This window comes from Streptomyces sp. NPDC005483 (assembly GCF_040606035.1).
Taxonomy (GTDB): Bacteria; Actinomycetota; Actinomycetes; order Streptomycetales; family Streptomycetaceae; genus Streptomyces.
In genome coordinates this window covers 140,622-157,425 of the sequence record NZ_JBEXEA010000006.1, presented here as the reverse complement: position 1 = coordinate 157,425, position 16,804 = coordinate 140,622, and the positions used below count along the sequence as shown (strand labels likewise).

Below are 16,804 nucleotides of genomic sequence, written 5' to 3'. Positions count from 1 at the left end.
GCTTCGCTGACGCCGTCGCCGGCCGCGAGAGTGCGAAGGCGGTCCGCCTGCCCCCATCGCGCCGCGGTGGTCATGCGGTGTGGGCGGTGTACGCCGTCCCGAGGCGCCGACCAGGTCCGCGACGCGCGCCGGATGGCCGCCGGCGAGGACGACGAGGCGGAAATCGGGCTGGGCAGGGCTATACACCGAGCGTGAGCCAGGCCGGCCTCGGACAGCTCGGCCGAGCCCGGGCCGCACGGCCGTCCGTGTTCCGCGGCCGCATCACCGGCGGCCGGTGTTCGGATGTGCTCCACCCGGAGGCCGGCTGTGCACGTCCGCGCGGTGAGAAGCGAAAGGTCCGGCGCAGGCGATGAGCAGGGCGACGTCGTCGTGGTCGTCGGGGTGTCTGAGATCGGCGAGCAGCCGGTCACAGGTTTCCTCCAGCGGGGATGCGGGGGTGTCGAGGAGATGGAGGAGGCTGTCCAGGCGTTCGTCGATCGAGTGGTGCCGCGTTTCGACCAGCCCGTCGGTGTAGAGAACAAGCCGGTCACCGGGGCCGAAGGCGAGGGTGGTCGTTTCGAACGGGACGCCGCCGACACCGAGCGGGGCGCCGGTGGGCAGGTCGAGGAGTTGCGGGTGCCCGCCCCTGGGCACGAGAGCCGGGGGCAGGTGGCCTGCGTTGGCGATGCTGCACTCCTGGCGGTGGGGATCGAAGACGGCGTAGACGCAGGTGGCGATGTACTGCTCCAGCCCGGCGGTGATCGAGTCGAGTTGCTCGAGAACCTGGGCGGGGCCGAGGTTGAGCCCGGCGAAGGCGGTGGTGGCGGTGCGCAGGCGTCCCATGGCGGCGGCGGCCTCGATGCCGCTGCCCATCACGTCGCCCACGGCCAGCGCCGTTCTGTCGCCGCTGAGCGGGAGGACGTCGTACCAGTCGCCGCCGATCTCGTAGGCGGCCTGCGCGGGCAGGTAGCGGGATGCGATCTGCAGACCGGGCAGGTCGGGCGGGGTGGTGGGGAGCAGGCTGCGCTGGAGGGTCTCCGCCGCGTTGCGCATGTGCTGGTGTGCGCGGGCGTTGTCGATGCACACCGCGGCGCGGGAGGCCAGTTCGGCGGCGATGGCGAGGTCGTCCTCGTCGAAGGGGCGCGGGTCCCGGGCGCGGGTCAGCCCCAGGAAGCCGAGGGTGGTGCCGCGGGCGGTGAGGGGCACAGCCAGGTAGGAGTGCACGCCGGCGCGGGCCAGCAGCACGGCCGCGTGCTCGTCGCGGGCGATGTGCGACAGGTCATGTCCGTCGGTGTGGGGGACCAGGATGGGCCGGCCGGTGCGCACGCATCGGGTGGCCAGGCGGTCGGGTTCGTACGTGGTGATGCGGCCGGGCGGGTCGGCGGCCCTCGCGGCGTCGGTGGGGTAGGCGGCCTTGACGGCGAGGGCGCGAAAGAGCGCGGGGCCGTCGTGGGTGGCGGGGCGGTGCTCGTCGAGGACGGAGTCGAGCACGTCGACGGCGGCCACGTCGGCGAACTCGGGGACGATGACGTCCGCCAGTTCCCGGGCCGTCTGGTCGGCATCCAGGGTGGTGCCGATCCGGGCGGCCCCGTCCGCGATCAGCGCCAGGCGACGCCGCGTCTCCGTGGCCTCCCGGGCCGAGCGGTAGCGGTCGGTGATGTCCACGACCAGCTCGGCCACCCCGAGAACACGGCCCCTGGTGTCCTCCAGCCGGTACACCGAGATCGCCCACGCGTGCTGCTCCGGGCCGGCGCGGGTGCGGCCCACGATGGGAGACCGGTCGAGCAGCGGCACCCCGGTGCGCAGGACCTGCCGCATCGCGACCTCGGCCTCCTCGAACTCCGCGCCGCTCATGACCGTGCGGTAGGGGCGGCCGAGGTGTTCTTCCTGGGGAATGCCATGGATGCGCTCGAGAGCGGGGTTGACGGCCACGTACGTGAGATCGGTGTCGAAGATCGCGATGCCGATGGGGGACTGGGACACCAGGCGGGTGGACAGCGCGAGCTCCCGCTCCATCTGGCGCAGCCTGGGTGAGTCGGTGCCGAGCCCCAGGGCGTAGAAGTCGCCGCGGTCGTCCAGGAGCCGCATGTTGCGCAGTTCCACCAGTCGCGTGCCGCCGTCCTTGCAGCGGATGGGGAACGTGCCGCCCCAGCTCTGTCCGCTCTCCATGACCTCGGCGAACTTCTTGATCACCCACTCCCACTGCTCCGCGTTGACCAGCAGCTGTGCGGCGTACTGTCCGAGCGCCTCCTGGGCTGTGTAGCCGTACAGCTCCTCGGCCTGCGGACTCCACAGAACGACCCGCCCCTCGGCATCCAGCAGCACCGCGGCCACGCTGAGGAGGTCCATCAACCCGCTGGGCTGCGGTGGCTCGTCCTCGGGACGGCGGGCGGCTGCCCGGCCGCGGTCCAGGGCAGACCGATCGGCTTCGTCCATCGCCGGCACTCCTTCCGCCGGCCGACGTACATGGAGTCCGTCGGCCTCGGAGAGCGCCTGCCAGCGTCTGCAGGCGCTGCGACTTCCATGGTCCCCCCGAGCACCCGACTACACACCCCCATGCGGGTGAGTGATCTCGGACGGTCCTCTGAAGCGGCGTGCGGCGGTCGGACCGTCCGGTAGGTCAGGTAGGCCGTCAGCCGCTTGCCGCCGGCCTGGCGAAGGTTGGCGGTGGTGCCCTGGACGTGATCATCTCCTGCATGATTCGAGCTCCTCTTCGGGCGGCGGCGAGGCACCGCGTGGTGTGAACCGCCGACAGGCCCGGCGCGCTGAGCAGACGGCAGGCGTTCGGGTCCCTCATCGTCCGCAGAGCGGGGGTGACCGGTCGGGTACGCGCGCGGTTCAAGGTCAGAGGGTTGCCGGGGTGCCGCCAAGTTTTCACGGCCGCCCGGTCGGTGGCATCGGTGGAGCGGTAGCCGGCCGCGGGCGGGTACCGGACGGGCGGGTCATGGACACTCTTGGATCTGTTGGAGACCCCCAGACCCCAGACCCCGAGACCCCCAGACCCCCAGACCCCGAGACCCCCAGACCCCGAGACCCCGAGACGCCGAGACCCCGAGACGCCGAGACCCCGAGATCTGAGACCGCGGAGACCGCGATCAGTGCGCGGCCGGTGCTGAGATCCGCAGGTCGGACCAGTACCTCGTTCGCGTCGAAACGCCAATGCGCGGAAAACCAAGCGGCAGTGCCGGGAACAGTCGGTCCCGTCGGCGAGGTTGCACCGACCGAGGGACCGGAACCGTACGGGTGGGGAACACGGAGAGCACGAGGCCGTCCGCCCCACCAGGATCCGGCCTCGGGATCGCGGTACAGCCTGCCGCGCACCTGGATCAAGACGTATGTCCGCAGGAGGACTGTTTTCATGACTGACCGGCCCTTGACGCTCATGGCAGTACACGCCCACCCCGACGACGAGGCCACGGGAACCGGAGGGGTCCTGGCGCGGTATGCGGCGGAGGGGATCCGCACGGTGCTCGTGACGTGTACCGACGGCGGCTGCGGTGACGGACCGGGGGGTGTCAAGCCGGGCGATCCCGGCCACGATCCGGCGGCGGTCGCGCTGATGCGTCGGCAAGAGCTCGAGGCGAGCTGTGAGGTGCTGAAGATCAGCGATCTGGAGATGCTGGACTATGCCGATTCCGGGATGATGGGCTGGCCGAGCAACGACGCCCCCGGATCCTTCTCGCAGACCCCCGTGGAGGAAGGCGCGGCCCGACTCGCGGAACTCATGCGGCACTACCGACCCGATGTGGTCGTCACCTACGACGAGAACGGCTTCTACGGCCACCCCGACCACATTCAGGCCCACCGCATCACGATGGCGGCGCTGGAGATGACCGGGCTGACGCCGAAGGTGTACTGGACCACGATGCCCCGCTCGATGATGCAGCGGTTCGGCGAGATCATGAGTGAGTTTCATGAGGACATGCCGGAGCAGGACCCTGCCGAGGCCGCCGCGCTGGCCGAGATCGGCCTCCCCGACGATGAGATCACCACGTGGGTGGACACCACCGCGTTCAGCGGCCAGAAGTTCGACGCGTTGGCCGCGCACGCCAGCCAGGGCGAGAACATCTTCTTCCTCAAGATGGGCAAGGAGAGGTTCGGTGAGTTGATGGGCCTGGAAACCTTCCTGCGTGTCCAGGACGCCACCGGCGCGGCCGTACCTGAGAACGATCTCTTCTCCGGACTGCGCTGACGGTTCCGACCGACCGGCCGGGAAAGCGCGTCGAGTGGCGGTTGCCTTCGGGTGACCGAGGGTCGCCGGCCTTTCCCGGTCCTTCGTACTTCGGCGTCACCACGGCGCGCGCTCGGGGTGCAAGCATGCCGGTCTCCGACGCGGCTCTCCGCCGTAACCGGCCAGGTACTCGTGGGCGCCGGGCGCAGCTCAGAGCCGCGTGGCCGTCCGGATCAGGCTCGCGAGGGCGAGCGAGCGGCTGTGGGCCGGCCAGGCGATGTGGGTGACGACGGGAGGCGCGTCTGTCAGGGGAACGGCGGTGTGCTCGGCCCAGAGCCAGGCGCGGGCGGAGTCGGGGAAGACGGCCACGGTGCGTCCGAGGGCGACGAGTTGGGCCAGTTGCGTCTGGTCGTGGATCTCGGGGCCCGGGCCGGGTGGGAACGTGCCGTTCCGGGACCAGCGGGCCAGCGGAAGACCGGGGATGCCGGTGACGTCGGCCAGCGTCAGACTCCTGTGTGCGGCGAGTGGATGCCCGGCCGGCAGGATCGCGATCTGCCCCTCGGTCATCAGTTCCTCGCTGTCGAACCCGGCGAGGGAGTTGAACGGCGCGTGCATGAGCGCCACATCGGCGCGGCCGTCGCGCAGCATCTCCCCCTGCTCGCACGTGCCGCTCGGCATCACCTCGATCTCGGCGGCGTCGGGTTCGGCGGCGTAGGCGTCGAGGAGCTTGTGCAGCAGCTCGTGCGATGCGCCGGCTTTGACCGCCAGCACCAGGCGGTTGCGGGGACCGTCGGGGCTGTCCGCGCCGCCGGCACGACGGGTGCGGCGGACGGCGGCGGTGGCCGCGTCGAGAGCCGCGCGGCCCTCGTGCAGCAGCATCTCCCCGGCGTCGGTGAGGGCGACGCCGCGACGGTCCCGCTCCAGCAGACGCACGCCAAGACGCCGTTCGAGCTGCTGGATCGCCCGGGACAGCGGTGGCTGTGCCATGCCGAGGCGCTCGGCGGCACGGCCGAAGTGCAGCTCCTCGGCCACGGCGACGAAGTACCTCAACTCGCGGGTCTCCAGAGCGTCCACAGCCACAGCGTACGTCTGTAATACCTCCCGGGTATCACAGGGCACCGGGCCGGTATTGGATGCGCCGCTTGCCCGCGGGCGAACATCGACGGCACGGGCAAGGCGAAGTCCACGCCGGTCGCCGACGCAGGCAGCCGCCTACGAAAGCGCCGCATCACGTGACACGCAGCCCTCCGCGATCTCGCCCAGCGAAAGACTGAAGACACAGCCATGAAGACGACGCCCTCCACGTCATTGCCCGGCGGCACCTGGACTCTGGGTGACCTGACCGTCTCCCGTTTCGGCTATGGCGCCATGCAGCTTGCCGGCCCCGGGGTCATGGGCCCGCCCGCCGATCACGACGGTGCGCTCGCCGTCCTGCGCGAGGCCGCCGATCTCGGGATCACCCACATCGACACGGCCGGCGCCTACGGACCACGCTTCACGAACCAGCTGATCCGTGAAGCGCTGCACCCCTATCCCGCATCGCTGTACGTGGTGACCAAGGTCGGCGCCGTTCGCGATCAGCAGGGCGGCTGGCCCCCTGCCCGGCAGCCCGCAGACCTGCGCCGCGCCGTCCACGAAAACCTGGAGGACCTAGGTCTCGACACACTCGACGTGGTCAACCTCCGGCTGGGCGACGCCCAGGGCCCCCGGCCCGGTTCACTCGCCGAGCCCTTCGATACCCTCGCCGAACTCCAGCGGCAGGGCCTGATCCGGCACCTCGGAGTGAGCAACGCGACCGCGGAACAGGTCGACGAGGCGCACCAGATCGCACCGATCGTCTGCGTGCAGAACATGTACAACCTGGCCTACCGCCAGGACGACGAACTGATCGACGACCTCGCAACCAAGAACATCGCCTACGTGCCGTTCTTCCCGCTGGGCGGCTTCACCCCGCTCCAGTCGACGGCGCTCTCCGAAGTGGCGGCGCGGCTGAACGCGACGCCTATGTCCGTCGCCCTGGCCTGGTTGCTGCGCCGGTCGCCGAACATCCTGCTCATCCCCGGCACCTCGTCCGTGGCACACCTGCGCGACAACGTAGCTGGGGCGGGACTGACGCTCTCCGCTGAGGTGCTGACCGAGTTGGACAAGATCGGAAGGTAGGGACTGCCCGGAGCGGCCGCCGACTGCTGGCACCCTACGTCTGCCCACCCCTCACGAGTCAGGGCCCCTCCGTCCGAGTACGCCCTGGCGCCGCCTCATCACTGCGGAGCGCGCCTTTCCGTGCGGTAGTCGTAGTACGCCCACGCCACCACCGCCACGCCGGCCGTGAGTCCGACCGCCACGATCCGTACGGCCCCGCTGGTCAGGACAGCCGCCAGACCGGTGAGTCCCGCCCCGCACAGCATGAGCACGCGGCTGACGAAGCGCTGCCGGGGTGGTTGGGGTTCCTCCCGGTCCTTGAGATCGTGCACGGCGTCCCGAGCCGGATGCGCGGAACCGCGCCGGACCCGGGCCCGGTAGGTCAGCCCATAGCTGATCAGCGCGTACAGCGCGAGGGCGCCAACGGTCCAGAGCCAGGCGTACGGGTCGTCACTCGATCCTCGTGCCAGATGCATGACGCCTGTCCTCCACAGTGGGCTTCACCGGTGAACGGAACTCAACTGCGGCTGTCACCAGGGCCGGTGGCGGCGTCGCGGCCGACGGGGCGGAAGCACGCCGTCACCGTCTTGCCGTGCCGTTGGCACCTCGTGCCCCACTCGTCGGCGAGCTTGCGCACGATGGACACCCCGCGGCCGGAGACCGCGCCCTGCTCCGGTTCGCGCTGCCGCGGCAGCGACGGATCCTCGTCGTGGACGCTCACCTGAAGGCAGTCGCCGTCCCAGGTGAGGACGAGGTGGGCGTCACTGTGGGCGTGGACGTGCGCATTGGTGATCAGCTCGGACACCGCCAGCACGATGGCGTCCACCGTGTCCGGTTCGGCAGCGGTCCAAGGCAGGGACTCAAGTCGCCTGCGTGTCCACTCCCGGCCGACGCGCACTCCTTCGGACATGGGGAACGAGTGTGCCCACCCCATCGCCTTCACCGCCACTGTCCGACTTCCTCTCCTTCGCCCACCAACCGTCGCGTGCACGCACCGGGTACCCGGCCCCCGGCTCAACAGGCATGAGGACACCTTTCCTTGCGGACGCGGTCGACATCAGGGGCCAGGAGACCCCGGGTGCCAGGACGCCCACAGCTCATCCCGCGCAAGCCACTCCACGACCCCCACCACGCCAAGTCATAGACCACCCCACATGACATGACCCGTTAGCCCACGAGGGGTATCTCCCGGCCGCGACTCAGGCGGTCACCGATCGGGGTACCGCAGTCTGCCCCTGGCGCCACAGTGGTGGCCCGTGCCGCAGCCCAAGGAGAGGTTCATGCCCCGACTCCCGTACCTGGCCGGTATCGCCGCGACCGCCGTCGCCCTCGGCGTGCTCGTATCGGCTCCGGCATCCGGTGACGAGCCGATCGTGTCGCACCCGCGTGTGGTCGCCCACTTCGACTTCGCCGCAGGGGAGACACCCGAGAACATCGCGGTCGAACCCGACGGCTCCGCCGACCTGACCTTCGCTTTCGCCCGTCAGGTCGCCAACGTCACCCGGCACGGAGACATCCGCAGACGCGTCACCCTGCCCGCCGTGGCGAACCCGAACACCCCCATCGTCCACGACGCCCTCGTTCTCGGCATCGCCCGCGCCCACGACGGCACCCTCTACGTCAACTACGCCAGCGGCACCAGCAAGACCGGCATCTGGCGCATCGCACCCGACGGCAGCAAGCCCCGGCAGATCGCGAAGCTCCCGGCGAACGGGCTGCCCAACGGCCTCGCCCTGGACGAGCACCGGGGCCTGCTCTACGCGGCCGACTCCGTACGGGGAGTCGTCTGGCGCGTGCCGATGGCAGGAGGGGAGCGCACCGCGTGGGCCACGGCAGCCGCTCTCGCACCGGTCCCGTCCGGAACAGGCTTCGGCGTCAACGGCATCAAGGTCCACGACGGCGCCGTCTGGGTGTCCAACACCGACCGCGGGACGCTGCTGCGCATCCCTCTACGCCGAAACGGCTCCGCAGGCACGGTCGAGATCCGGGCGACAGGGCTCGGCGGTATCGACGACTTCGCGTTCACCTCACGTCACGCGGACACCGTTCTCGCCGCAGTGAACAGCGCCAACCAGGTCGTGATGGTGGGTCCGGACGGCTCCCACTCCGTCGTCCTCACCGAGCAGGACGGGCTCTCGAACCCGACCTCCGTGGCCGTACGGGACCGGACGGTGTACGTCCCCAGCGCCTCGTACTTCGCCACCGAGCCGGACCCGAATCTGCTGCTGGCCCACCTCGACCGGGGATAGCGTCTCCCGGGCGTGGGCCTTCCGAGCGAGAGCCCGAGCTTGAACTTCCGTGCCTTTCATCGGAGTTCGAGCTCGGGTGTACCGTCCCGTGGTGCTGCCTTTCAGGGCCTCGCACCTGTCCTGCCGGCGGGCGGGATCTATGCTGTCGGCCTGCGGTCCCCGCTTGTTCGTCCATCTGCACACACGATGACCAACGGTGGCCGCTTCGCTGGGGACGGGCAGGGGGGCAAATCATGTGGTCGACCACTCCACGACCGGTGCTGCGGCGTTTCGTCGGTGCCGTCGGGGTCAGCCTTGCTCTGGCCGCGACCTCAGGATGCACGGTTCCCGTGGATGCCGTCGCCGGTATCTCCGTGACCCGCGACGGCCGTCTGGTCGGCGTCATGATGGTCTGCGGACACAAGATCGATGGCGCCACCCTCTACGTGGACGGTGCCGACGTCGACAAGGAGGTGACGGTCGGTTCATGGACTGCTGACCGTTCTCTCACGTCGGGTCCGGCCACCTGGAACTTCGATGGCCCTGCGGTCGGCTGGAAGACGACCAGGTCTCTCGCTCCGCTCACCGCCAAGACCACCTACACGCTCTACGGCTGGACCAAGGACGACTCGTGGTCGTCGAGCAGCGTCTCCTTCACCCTGGCCGACCGGGACCGGCTGACCCCCGGGAAGGTCCGCTACGACAGCTTCTCGGACGACGGCGACGAATCCGCCATCACCGTCTCCATGCCGGAGTTCAAGGACAAGGCCTGCCGGAACTTGTAACAGCAGGGCGCCCTCGGCTGGGCCGAGGCATCTCACAGCCGAACGCGCGTGGCCAAGCTCGCGTCGGACGGGACGCTGGAGGGGGCGCGCAACGGCTCGTGCGCAACGGCTACCCGTACGCACTCGTCGAGGGGGAACTCCGGCCGCAGCATCCGGGTCGCCGGCCCGGGAGGGGGGCGTCGTGTAGATCCAGCGCATCGACCGGGGACCGACCCTCGCTTCCGCGTTCCGCGGACCGCCCGAAGCTCGGTGGCTGTGATCAGCGCGCCGCTGGTCCTGATGTTCCCTGCAAACGTGTACGCCGGGGCGGCGAAGTGCCCTGGTGGGACCGGCTCGGCCCCCGGGCTGCCATGCAGTGTGTCTTCCTCGCAGCCATTGTCGCCGTGCTGGTCGGCGGGGGCCGGGCGGTTGCTGGGACGTCTGCCGAGCCTGTGCTCGCAGCTTGGTGGCCTGCGCATGTCGAGAACGTTCCCTCGGCTCCGTCCCAGGGGCATCAGCGGCCATCACCGGCCGCACGAGGAAGAAGGAGAACCGGCATGGCGATTCAGCGGATGGACAACGTGGGCATCGTCGTCGACGACATGGATGCCGCCATCGCGTTCTTCGTGGAGCTCGGTATGGAGCTGGAGGGCAGGGCGCAGGTCGAGGGACTCGTCGCCGACCAGTGCACCGGACTCGACGGCGTCCGCTGTGACATCGCGATGGTCCGGACGCCGGACGGTCACGGCAGGCTCGAGCTGGCGAAGTACCGCAGCCCCGCGGCGATGAGCGCCGGGCCGCGCAACCGGCCGCACAACATTCTCGGCACGCACCGCGTCATGTTCGCCGTCGACGACATCGAGGACACCGTTGCCCGCCTGCGCCCCCACGGCGCCGAACTCGTAGGGGAGATCGCCCGGTTCGAGGACAGCTATCTGCTCTGCTACGTCCGCGGCCCGGAGGGCATCATCGTCGGACTGGCCGAGCAACTGCGGTGACGGGGAGTAACGCACCAGGCAGGCGAAAGAGCGGCGCGCCACCGCTGCGCGTGATTGGCAGCGACGAGGCGATTGGAGCACGCGACTTTCCTGAGGGGCAGGTCTCGCGTCTGAACTACGGAGGCCCTGCGGTCCTGCGGGACACGGCCCGGCATTCGGCTCCGTTGGGTCCTTGGATCATGCGGTCCGGTGGCACAGTGGCTGTATGTGCGGCCGATACGTCTCCACCCGCAGTCCCGAGGATCTCGTCCAGCTCTTCCAGGTCACCGACTGGCGTCCCGAGGAGACGCTCGCGCCGAACTGGAACGTCGCGCCGACCGACGAGGTGTGGGCCGTCCTTGAGCGTCCCGCGCGCGGAGATGACGACGCCGCCGCGTCGACGGGTAGGCAACTGCGGCCGCTGCGCTGGGGTTTGGTTCCGTCATGGGCGAAGGACGTGAAGGTCGGAGCCCGGATGATCAACGCGCGGGTGGAGACGGTGCACGAGAAGCCCGCCTACCGCCGCGCGTTCGCCAAGCGCCGCTGCCTGTTGCCGGCCGACGGCTTCTACGAGTGGCAGCAGATCAAGGATCAGGACACGGGTAAGGCCCGCAAGCAGCCGTACTTCATCCACCCCGAGAACGAGCAGGTGATGGCGCTCGCCGGGCTGTACGAGTACTGGCGCGATCCAGCGGTCAGGCAGGACGACGACCCCGCTGCCTGGCTGATGACCTGCACGATCATCACCACGGAGGCCACCGACGCTGCCGGCCACGTACACCCACGCATGCCGCTGGCGCTCACCCCGGATCACTATGACGCGTGGCTCGACCCCCACCACCAGCACCCCGACGAGCTGCGCGCGCTGCTGACCCAGCCCGCCGACGGCCACCTGGATGCCCGGCCTGTCTCCACAGCGGTCAACAACGTCCGCAACAACGGCCCTCAACTCCTTGAGAACTCCGCACCGTAGATCGCTCAAGCGACGGGTCGAGGCACCGGCGGTGCGATCTCAGGACCTTGGTCATTGCTGTCAGGCCCACGGGCGTAGGACGTGAGGCGATCGGCGAGCGCGCTGACGAGGTCGCGCAGCTCGTCGGGGCGCTCGATGACGAATGGCCGGTCGAGTGCGGCGAGTACCGGAGGCAACCAGTCGAGCCGCTCCGCACGCAGCTCGACACGCAACCAGCGTTCGGTCGACGGATCCGGGCCTGCCACGGGCTCGTGCTCCTCCAGGCTCGCGACAGTCGCGGGCAGGTGGGCGCGGATCTGCCCGACCGTGCCATGGATCCGCAAGGTGATTTCATGCCGGTACTCCGCCGTGGCGAACGCCGACAACACGCGCTCTGCCGGACCGGGGCCCACGGGCGGTTCGAATGATCCGGGCAGCGTCCGCGCGTCCGTGATGCGCTCGAGCCGGAAGGTACGGTCCTCGCTGATCTGGGCGTCTTTGCCCGTGACGTACCACCGGCCCGCATGGGCGACGATCCCGTACGCGTGCAGGGTGCGTTCGCTGCGACGTCCGCCGCGGTCGGTGTAGCGGATCGATACCGGTCGATGGTGTCGCACCGCATCGGCGATGGTGAGCAGGACCCCGGTGTCCGGGGGATCCGGGGTGTCCGACTGGCCGGGCTGATCCGTGAATGCGAGAGCGTCCAGGAGTGTGTCGAGCCGACGGGCGATGTGCTTGGGCAGCACGCGTCGGATCTTGGCGGACGCCGTCTCGCGCGCTGTCTGCTCCGTCGTCGTCAGACCTGCTCGGCGGCCCGCCTCCAGGCCGAGCAGCACGGCCAGCGCCTCGTCGTCGCTGAGCATGAGAGGAGGCAGGCGGTACCCGGGGCCGAGCCGGTACCCGCCGTATCGGCCGCGCACCGATTCCACAGGCACGTCCAGGTCGATCAGCTGGTTCACGTACCGCCGCACAGTGCGCCCTTCGACGCCGAGCCGGTCGGCGAGTTCGGCCACGGTCCGGGTGCCTCCCGACTGCAGCAACTCCAGAAGGGTCAGCACGCGGGCGGTTGGTCGGGGCACGTTCGCAGCCTACGCGAATACAGGACCGATTCTGTCCACTATTTCTCCTAACCTGCGAGGTGCACGCATTCAGCACAGCCAAGGAGATTCCGATGGACTTCGTCTCGATCCGCATCATCACCGGCGACGTGGCGCGCCTCGTCGAGTTCTATGAGCGAGCCACGGGGGCGCGGGCGACGTGGGCCACCGAGGACTTCGCCGAACTCAGGACCGTCGGCGCCACCCTCGCGATCGCCGGCACCCGCACCGTCCCGCTGTTCGCCCCGGGCTCTGCTCGCCCGGCGGACAACCACAGCGTGATCACCGAGTTCCTTGTCGACGACGTGGACCGCGTTCACGAGAGGCTGACCGGCTTCGTCACCGACTTCGTCACCAAGCCCACCACCATGCCCTGGGGCAACCGGTCGCTGCTGTTCCGCGACCCCGACGGCAACCTCGTCAACTTCTTCACCCCTGTCACTCCAGCGGCGATCGAAAAGTTCGCACGCTGACGCCGGACGGCTGATCGGCACGTCTCTGCGGGGGCGCGGTGGCCAACCCGGCGAGGCTCGCCCTGTTCGTCGGTTGTGGAAGAGCCAGAAGCTCCCCATGCCGCCGACTGTCAGCTCGCCAGTTGCGCGGCGAACTGCGTCTCGAGGGCCGGGTACAGCAGGGCCAGGTCGTCGTGCAGCGTGGACTTCACGTTTGCGACTGATCTCATCGACGACGGCCTCGGACCGACCTGCCTCCAGCGCGTCCAGGGCGCTGCGGGCCACGTCGGTCGGCGGGGTCTTGACGACGTCGAAGCCGGCCTGCGCCGCCCGCTCGGATCGGCCGATCTCGGGGCCGGTGGCGGACCAGCAACTTCCCGCGTGATGGTCGAGATGCGCGACGGGGAGGTATGCGTGCACGAGTTGTCAGATGTCGCAGTCACCTGTCATCGCACCCAGGCTCCCGGTTTGCTCTTGTGGGCCATGACCGGGGACGGCGACGATGAGGTCGTAGCCAGGTCTCCCATCTATGTGCTGTGCGGAAATGACAGGAGTGAGCGGCTCGCGGAGCAGTTGGACTGGTATTGGTGCAAGAATCTGCGGCCGCGGCTGGACGGGCTTTCCGATGAGGAGTACTTCTGGGAGCCGGTGCGCGGCTGCTGGAGTATCCGGCCGCGCGGCACGTCGGCCGCACCGATGTCGGAAGGTTCGGGGGAATGGACGATGGACTCCGCGTCCCCTGACACGGTGCCGGAGCCGGCGCCGGTGACCACGATCGCCTGGCGGCTGGCGCACATCATCGTCTCGTGCCTGGGCTATCGGGTCGGATGGTATTTCGGCGGTCAGGACGTCGACTCCCGGACGTTCGCCTACGCGGGGACCGCTGACGAGGCGCTGAGACAGCTCGATGAGATGCAGGGGAGATGGAACGCGGGGGTTCGCGAGCTCTCGGACGCTGACCTGGAGAATCCGCCCCCGGTGGGTCCCGAGCGTTTTCCCATGGAGAACAGGGTCCTGCACGTCAACAGGGAGCTGATCCATCACGGCGCCGAGATTTCCCTGCTGCGCGACCTCTACCGCTGGCAGGCCGGAGCCGTACCCCGCTGAACCCACCTGCCGCCGGGCCGCTATCGGAGGAGTGTTTCGCTGATCAGCACGCGGTCGGGAGGGCGGGATCGGGCAGCGCCCATTCGTGAGATCGGCGAGCGCGTCCGCTGTGTCGTGTTCGACGTTCACCGCTGTTGGTCGGCACCTACCGCCTTCGAGGGAGGTACGTCGTCGTGGTCCGCGGAGTTCCGCGGCTCTCCGCGTGAGCGGCGGGTGGGGGTGGGGGTGGTGAGGACGGCGAGGCAGGCGATGACGAGTGCGATGCCGATCCAGCCCAGGGCGGGGAGGCGTTCGCCGACGACCAGGACGGCGAGGACGGCCGCGACGGCGGGTTCCAGGAGGGACAGGGTGGTGGCGGTGCTGGCGGGTACGTGGGCGAGGCCCCAACCGAAGAGGACGTAGCCGACGAACATGGGGACCAGCGCCATGTAGATGCCGACGGAGGTGTTGGTCCAGGAGGTGAGGAGTGGTGCACCTGTGACGAGGAGGACGGGTGAGAGGAACAACCCGCCGAGTCCGAAGACGGCGCCCATCGCCGCCCGGGAGGGGATCTCGCGCGTGATGATGCGGTGCGCGGCCCAGGAGTAGAGGGCGTACGTTGCGGCGGCGACCAGTCCGAGACCGATGCCGAGCAGCGTGCCGTCCATGGAGCTGTGGCCCCTGCCATCGGTGGAGTGGGCGGCTTCGGCGACGCACAGCAGGGCGGTTCCGAGCAGGCCGAGGGCGGCCGCGAGCATCCAGCGACGTGTGAGCCGGCGCCCCTCCGTGACGCGCTCGATCAGGGCCGAGGCGAGTGGGGCGGTGCCGATCGACACGACGGTGCCTACGGCGACTCCAGCCAGGTGCATGGAGCTGTAGAACGCCGGCGGGTAGACCGCCACGGAGACAGCGCCCAGCAGGACCGTGCCGCGCTGATTGCGCAGCGGAGATGCGTGACGGCGGATCTGCGGGGCGGCGATCAGGGCCTGGAGCAGTCCACCGAGGCCCATGGCGACGGCCCCGATCGCGAGCGGGCCCACGTCCGGGGCGAAGGTGGCTGCTGTACCGGTCGTCCCCCAGAGCATGGAGGCAGCCAGCACGCACAGGGCTCCCGTTGTCGTGGACCGGCTGCGGTCGATGCCCGTCACAGGCGGTCCAGCAGAGCCAGGGCCATCGAGCGGGCGTGCTGGACACGCTCTCCGTTGCCTTCCAGCCCCGCCCGGGCCATCGCGCCCTCCAACAGGAAGGAGAGGTGCTCGGCCGTCGCGCGGGCCTCGTCGGGCCGGTCAGGCAGCAGCTGCTCCAGGTGGCCCTCGATCAGGCGCTCGACCTGCTCCTTGTGCGCGCGGACCACGGCCCGGCCTTCGTCCCCGGCCGGGAGCTCGGCGGCGGCGTTGAGCAGCCCGCAGCCGCGGAAGCCGCGCTCGTACGCGAACGACGCGTGATCGGCGTACGCGTCGAAGACCGCCAGCACGCCCTCCCGCGGACCGGCGGCGCGCTCCAGGCGTGTCCGGTACAGACCCAGCCACTCCTCGTGCCGGGCATCCAGGTAGGACCGGACCAGGTCGGCCTTGGAGGAGAAGTTGTTGTACAGGCTCATCTTCGCCACGCCGGCCTCGGCCGTGATCGTGTCGATACCGGTCGCCGCCACGCCGTCGGCGTAGAAGCGCCGGGCCGCCGCCTCAAGGAGCCGCTCCCGGGCCGGCCGCCGCCGCCCACTCCCCGCCGTGCTCACGTCGGTGTCGCCCATCACATTCCAAACTAGGTAGGTAGGTCTACCTAGATTAGGCGACGAGTCGAGATCGCGGAAGTTGGAGCAGCCGGTCCGTGCGGCAACGCTCCGGGTGCTGCGCGGCGAAGAGCAGGTTGTGGGCGGGTCTGAACGCCAGGGTCGGCGATCGCGAGCGGGTCCGGGCCGTGTTCAGGGCCGGGACCCGCTCGCGCAGCAGGTGCTGACGTGCGTCACAGGGTGGCGGTCGTCGCCTCTCCGGAGGCACTGCCCGTGAGCCACTGGTCCCATTCCAGGTTGAAGTCGGCATAGCCGTTGTCGGCCGGGGCCTTGCCGCGGGGTGAGCCGGTGATGGTGATGGGGTCGCCCTGCTTGACCTGACCGTAGAACCACTTGGCGTCCGACAGGGACAGGTGGACGCAGCCGTGCGAGCCGCGTGCGCTGCCGCTGCCCGGGTTCGGGTCGCCGGTCGAGTAGTGGACGTAGGTGCCGGACTGGGTGAGGTGGATGTCCCAGGGCAGTGTGAGGTCGTAGTAGTTGGGACTGCCCTTGTCGCAGCTGATACCGACGCTGCAGGAGGTCATGTGGACCTTCTCCTGCTTGTCGATGACGGCCATTGTGCCGTCCCACGTCGGATACTCGGCGCTGCCCGCGTTGATCGACAGGGTCCGCACCGGCGCGCCGTTCCGGGTCACCTTCATCGTGTGGCCGGTCACCGAGACGTCCGCGCGCACGTCGTCACCGATCTTGAAGGTGTGCGTGTAGCCGTGTACGCCGTAGCGTCCGTTGCCGTTGCTGACGCCCGTCATGTCGGCGTCGATCTTCACCGTCGTACCGGAGGGCCAGTACGTCTTCGGGCGCCAGTCGGCGCGCCTGTCGCCCATCCAGTGCCAGGCGCCGGTCACCGGCTGTGAGGCGCTCACCTTCATGTGCTTCTCCACGGTGGCTCGCGCCTTCGCCGCCACAGGGTTCGTGAAGATCACCGAGATCGGCATGGCCACGCCGACCGTGGTTCCCGTCTGCGGGGTGATCGTGTCCAGCAGCATCGGCGGGCCCGCGGGCTTCGTCGGTGACGCAGAGGCGCTCGCACTCGGCTTCCCCGACGCCTTTGCGTCGTCCCCGCTCGCCTTGTCACTGCCGCCCCCACCGCAGGCGCTCGCGCCCACCAGCATCACACCCGTGACGAATGCGACCCATATGCTGCCCTTGCGCCGTCCCACGAACTGCCCC

Annotated in this window: 16 protein-coding genes; 8 read left to right on the top strand and 8 right to left on the bottom strand. The window is 69.7% G+C overall.

Translation table 11 applies throughout. From position 1 onward, the window contains the following. Window positions 1-261: 261 nt before the first annotated feature. The gene (locus ABZT06_RS14035) at window positions 262-2,415 is read right to left on the bottom strand and encodes a SpoIIE family protein phosphatase (protein ID WP_355739722.1); all 2,154 of its coding nucleotides are present in this window, start codon (window positions 2,413-2,415) and stop codon (window positions 262-264) included. Window positions 2,416-3,337: 922 nt separating this feature from the next. Between ABZT06_RS14035 and ABZT06_RS14030 the strand changes: the two genes are divergently transcribed. Then, window positions 3,338-4,171, top strand: a complete 834-nt coding sequence (locus ABZT06_RS14030) for a PIG-L family deacetylase (protein ID WP_355739720.1) — start codon at window positions 3,338-3,340, stop codon at window positions 4,169-4,171. A 189-nt stretch (window positions 4,172-4,360) separates the two neighbouring features. On the opposite strand, the gene ABZT06_RS14025 is transcribed toward ABZT06_RS14030, so the two are convergent. Beyond that, window positions 4,361-5,224 carry a LysR family transcriptional regulator gene (locus ABZT06_RS14025; RefSeq protein WP_355739717.1) on the bottom strand — a complete coding sequence of 288 codons (864 nt, stop codon included), beginning with the start codon at window positions 5,222-5,224 and terminating at the stop codon, window positions 4,361-4,363. Between the two features lie 210 nt (window positions 5,225-5,434). Here ABZT06_RS14025 and ABZT06_RS14020 point away from each other — a divergent pair, with 210 nt between their 5' ends. After that, the gene (locus ABZT06_RS14020) at window positions 5,435-6,310 is read left to right on the top strand and encodes an aldo/keto reductase family oxidoreductase (RefSeq protein ID WP_355739714.1); all 876 of its coding nucleotides are present in this window, start codon (window positions 5,435-5,437) and stop codon (window positions 6,308-6,310) included. Window positions 6,311-6,408: 98 nt separating this feature from the next. Here ABZT06_RS14020 and ABZT06_RS14015 read toward each other — a convergent pair whose 3' ends face one another. Together ABZT06_RS14015 and ABZT06_RS14010 are read right to left on the bottom strand one after the other, a co-directional pair. Next, window positions 6,409-6,765 carry a hypothetical protein gene (locus ABZT06_RS14015; RefSeq protein ID WP_355739711.1) on the bottom strand — a complete coding sequence of 119 codons (357 nt, stop codon included), beginning with the start codon at window positions 6,763-6,765 and terminating at the stop codon, window positions 6,409-6,411. Window positions 6,766-6,806: 41 nt separating this feature from the next. Next, window positions 6,807-7,238 carry an ATP-binding protein gene (locus ABZT06_RS14010; protein ID WP_355739709.1) on the bottom strand — a complete coding sequence of 144 codons (432 nt, stop codon included), beginning with the start codon at window positions 7,236-7,238 and terminating at the stop codon, window positions 6,807-6,809. 331 nt (window positions 7,239-7,569) lie between these two features. Between ABZT06_RS14010 and ABZT06_RS14005 the strand changes: the two genes are divergently transcribed. The 4 genes from ABZT06_RS14005 (at window position 7,570) to ABZT06_RS13990 (ending at window position 11,231) form a co-directional block, all read left to right on the top strand. Continuing rightward, window positions 7,570-8,538 carry a hypothetical protein gene (locus ABZT06_RS14005; protein WP_355739706.1) on the top strand — a complete coding sequence of 323 codons (969 nt, stop codon included), beginning with the start codon at window positions 7,570-7,572 and terminating at the stop codon, window positions 8,536-8,538. A 233-nt stretch (window positions 8,539-8,771) separates the two neighbouring features. Continuing rightward, window positions 8,772-9,302, top strand: a complete 531-nt coding sequence (locus ABZT06_RS14000; RefSeq protein WP_355739703.1) for a hypothetical protein — start codon at window positions 8,772-8,774, stop codon at window positions 9,300-9,302. Between the two features lie 536 nt (window positions 9,303-9,838). Beyond that, window positions 9,839-10,279, top strand: a complete 441-nt coding sequence (locus ABZT06_RS13995) for a VOC family protein (RefSeq protein WP_355739700.1) — start codon at window positions 9,839-9,841, stop codon at window positions 10,277-10,279. Window positions 10,280-10,484: 205 nt separating this feature from the next. After that, window positions 10,485-11,231 carry an SOS response-associated peptidase gene (locus ABZT06_RS13990; protein WP_355739698.1) on the top strand — a complete coding sequence of 249 codons (747 nt, stop codon included), beginning with the start codon at window positions 10,485-10,487 and terminating at the stop codon, window positions 11,229-11,231. A 5-nt stretch (window positions 11,232-11,236) separates the two neighbouring features. Here ABZT06_RS13990 and ABZT06_RS13985 read toward each other — a convergent pair whose 3' ends face one another. Continuing rightward, window positions 11,237-12,289 carry a YafY family protein gene (locus ABZT06_RS13985; protein WP_355739695.1) on the bottom strand — a complete coding sequence of 351 codons (1,053 nt, stop codon included), beginning with the start codon at window positions 12,287-12,289 and terminating at the stop codon, window positions 11,237-11,239. A gap of 92 nt (window positions 12,290-12,381) precedes the next feature. Between ABZT06_RS13985 and ABZT06_RS13980 the strand changes: the two genes are divergently transcribed. Then, window positions 12,382-12,780: a VOC family protein gene (locus ABZT06_RS13980; RefSeq protein ID WP_355739692.1), complete on the top strand. Its 399-nt coding sequence runs from the start codon at window positions 12,382-12,384 to the stop codon at window positions 12,778-12,780. 513 nt (window positions 12,781-13,293) lie between these two features. After that, a complete protein-coding gene (locus tag ABZT06_RS13975; RefSeq protein ID WP_355740169.1) occupies window positions 13,294-13,866 on the top strand; it encodes a DinB family protein in 573 nt (190 codons plus the stop codon). A gap of 125 nt (window positions 13,867-13,991) precedes the next feature. On the opposite strand, the gene ABZT06_RS13970 is transcribed toward ABZT06_RS13975, so the two are convergent. The 3 genes from ABZT06_RS13970 to ABZT06_RS13960 all read right to left on the bottom strand — a co-directional run bounded on the left by ABZT06_RS13970 (window position 13,992) and on the right by ABZT06_RS13960 (window position 16,746). After that, on the bottom strand, window positions 13,992-14,993 hold the full coding sequence (locus ABZT06_RS13970; protein ID WP_355739690.1) for an EamA family transporter: 1,002 nt from the start codon (window positions 14,991-14,993) through the stop codon (window positions 13,992-13,994). Continuing rightward, the gene (locus ABZT06_RS13965) at window positions 14,990-15,595 is read right to left on the bottom strand and encodes a TetR/AcrR family transcriptional regulator (protein ID WP_355739687.1); all 606 of its coding nucleotides are present in this window, start codon (window positions 15,593-15,595) and stop codon (window positions 14,990-14,992) included. The genes ABZT06_RS13970 and ABZT06_RS13965 overlap by 4 nt, the downstream gene beginning before the upstream one ends. Window positions 15,596-15,807: 212 nt before the next feature. Further along, entirely contained in the window at window positions 15,808-16,746 is a 939-nt protein-coding gene (locus ABZT06_RS13960; protein WP_355740167.1) for a L,D-transpeptidase, read from the bottom strand. Between the last annotated feature and the right edge of the window lie 58 nt (window positions 16,747-16,804).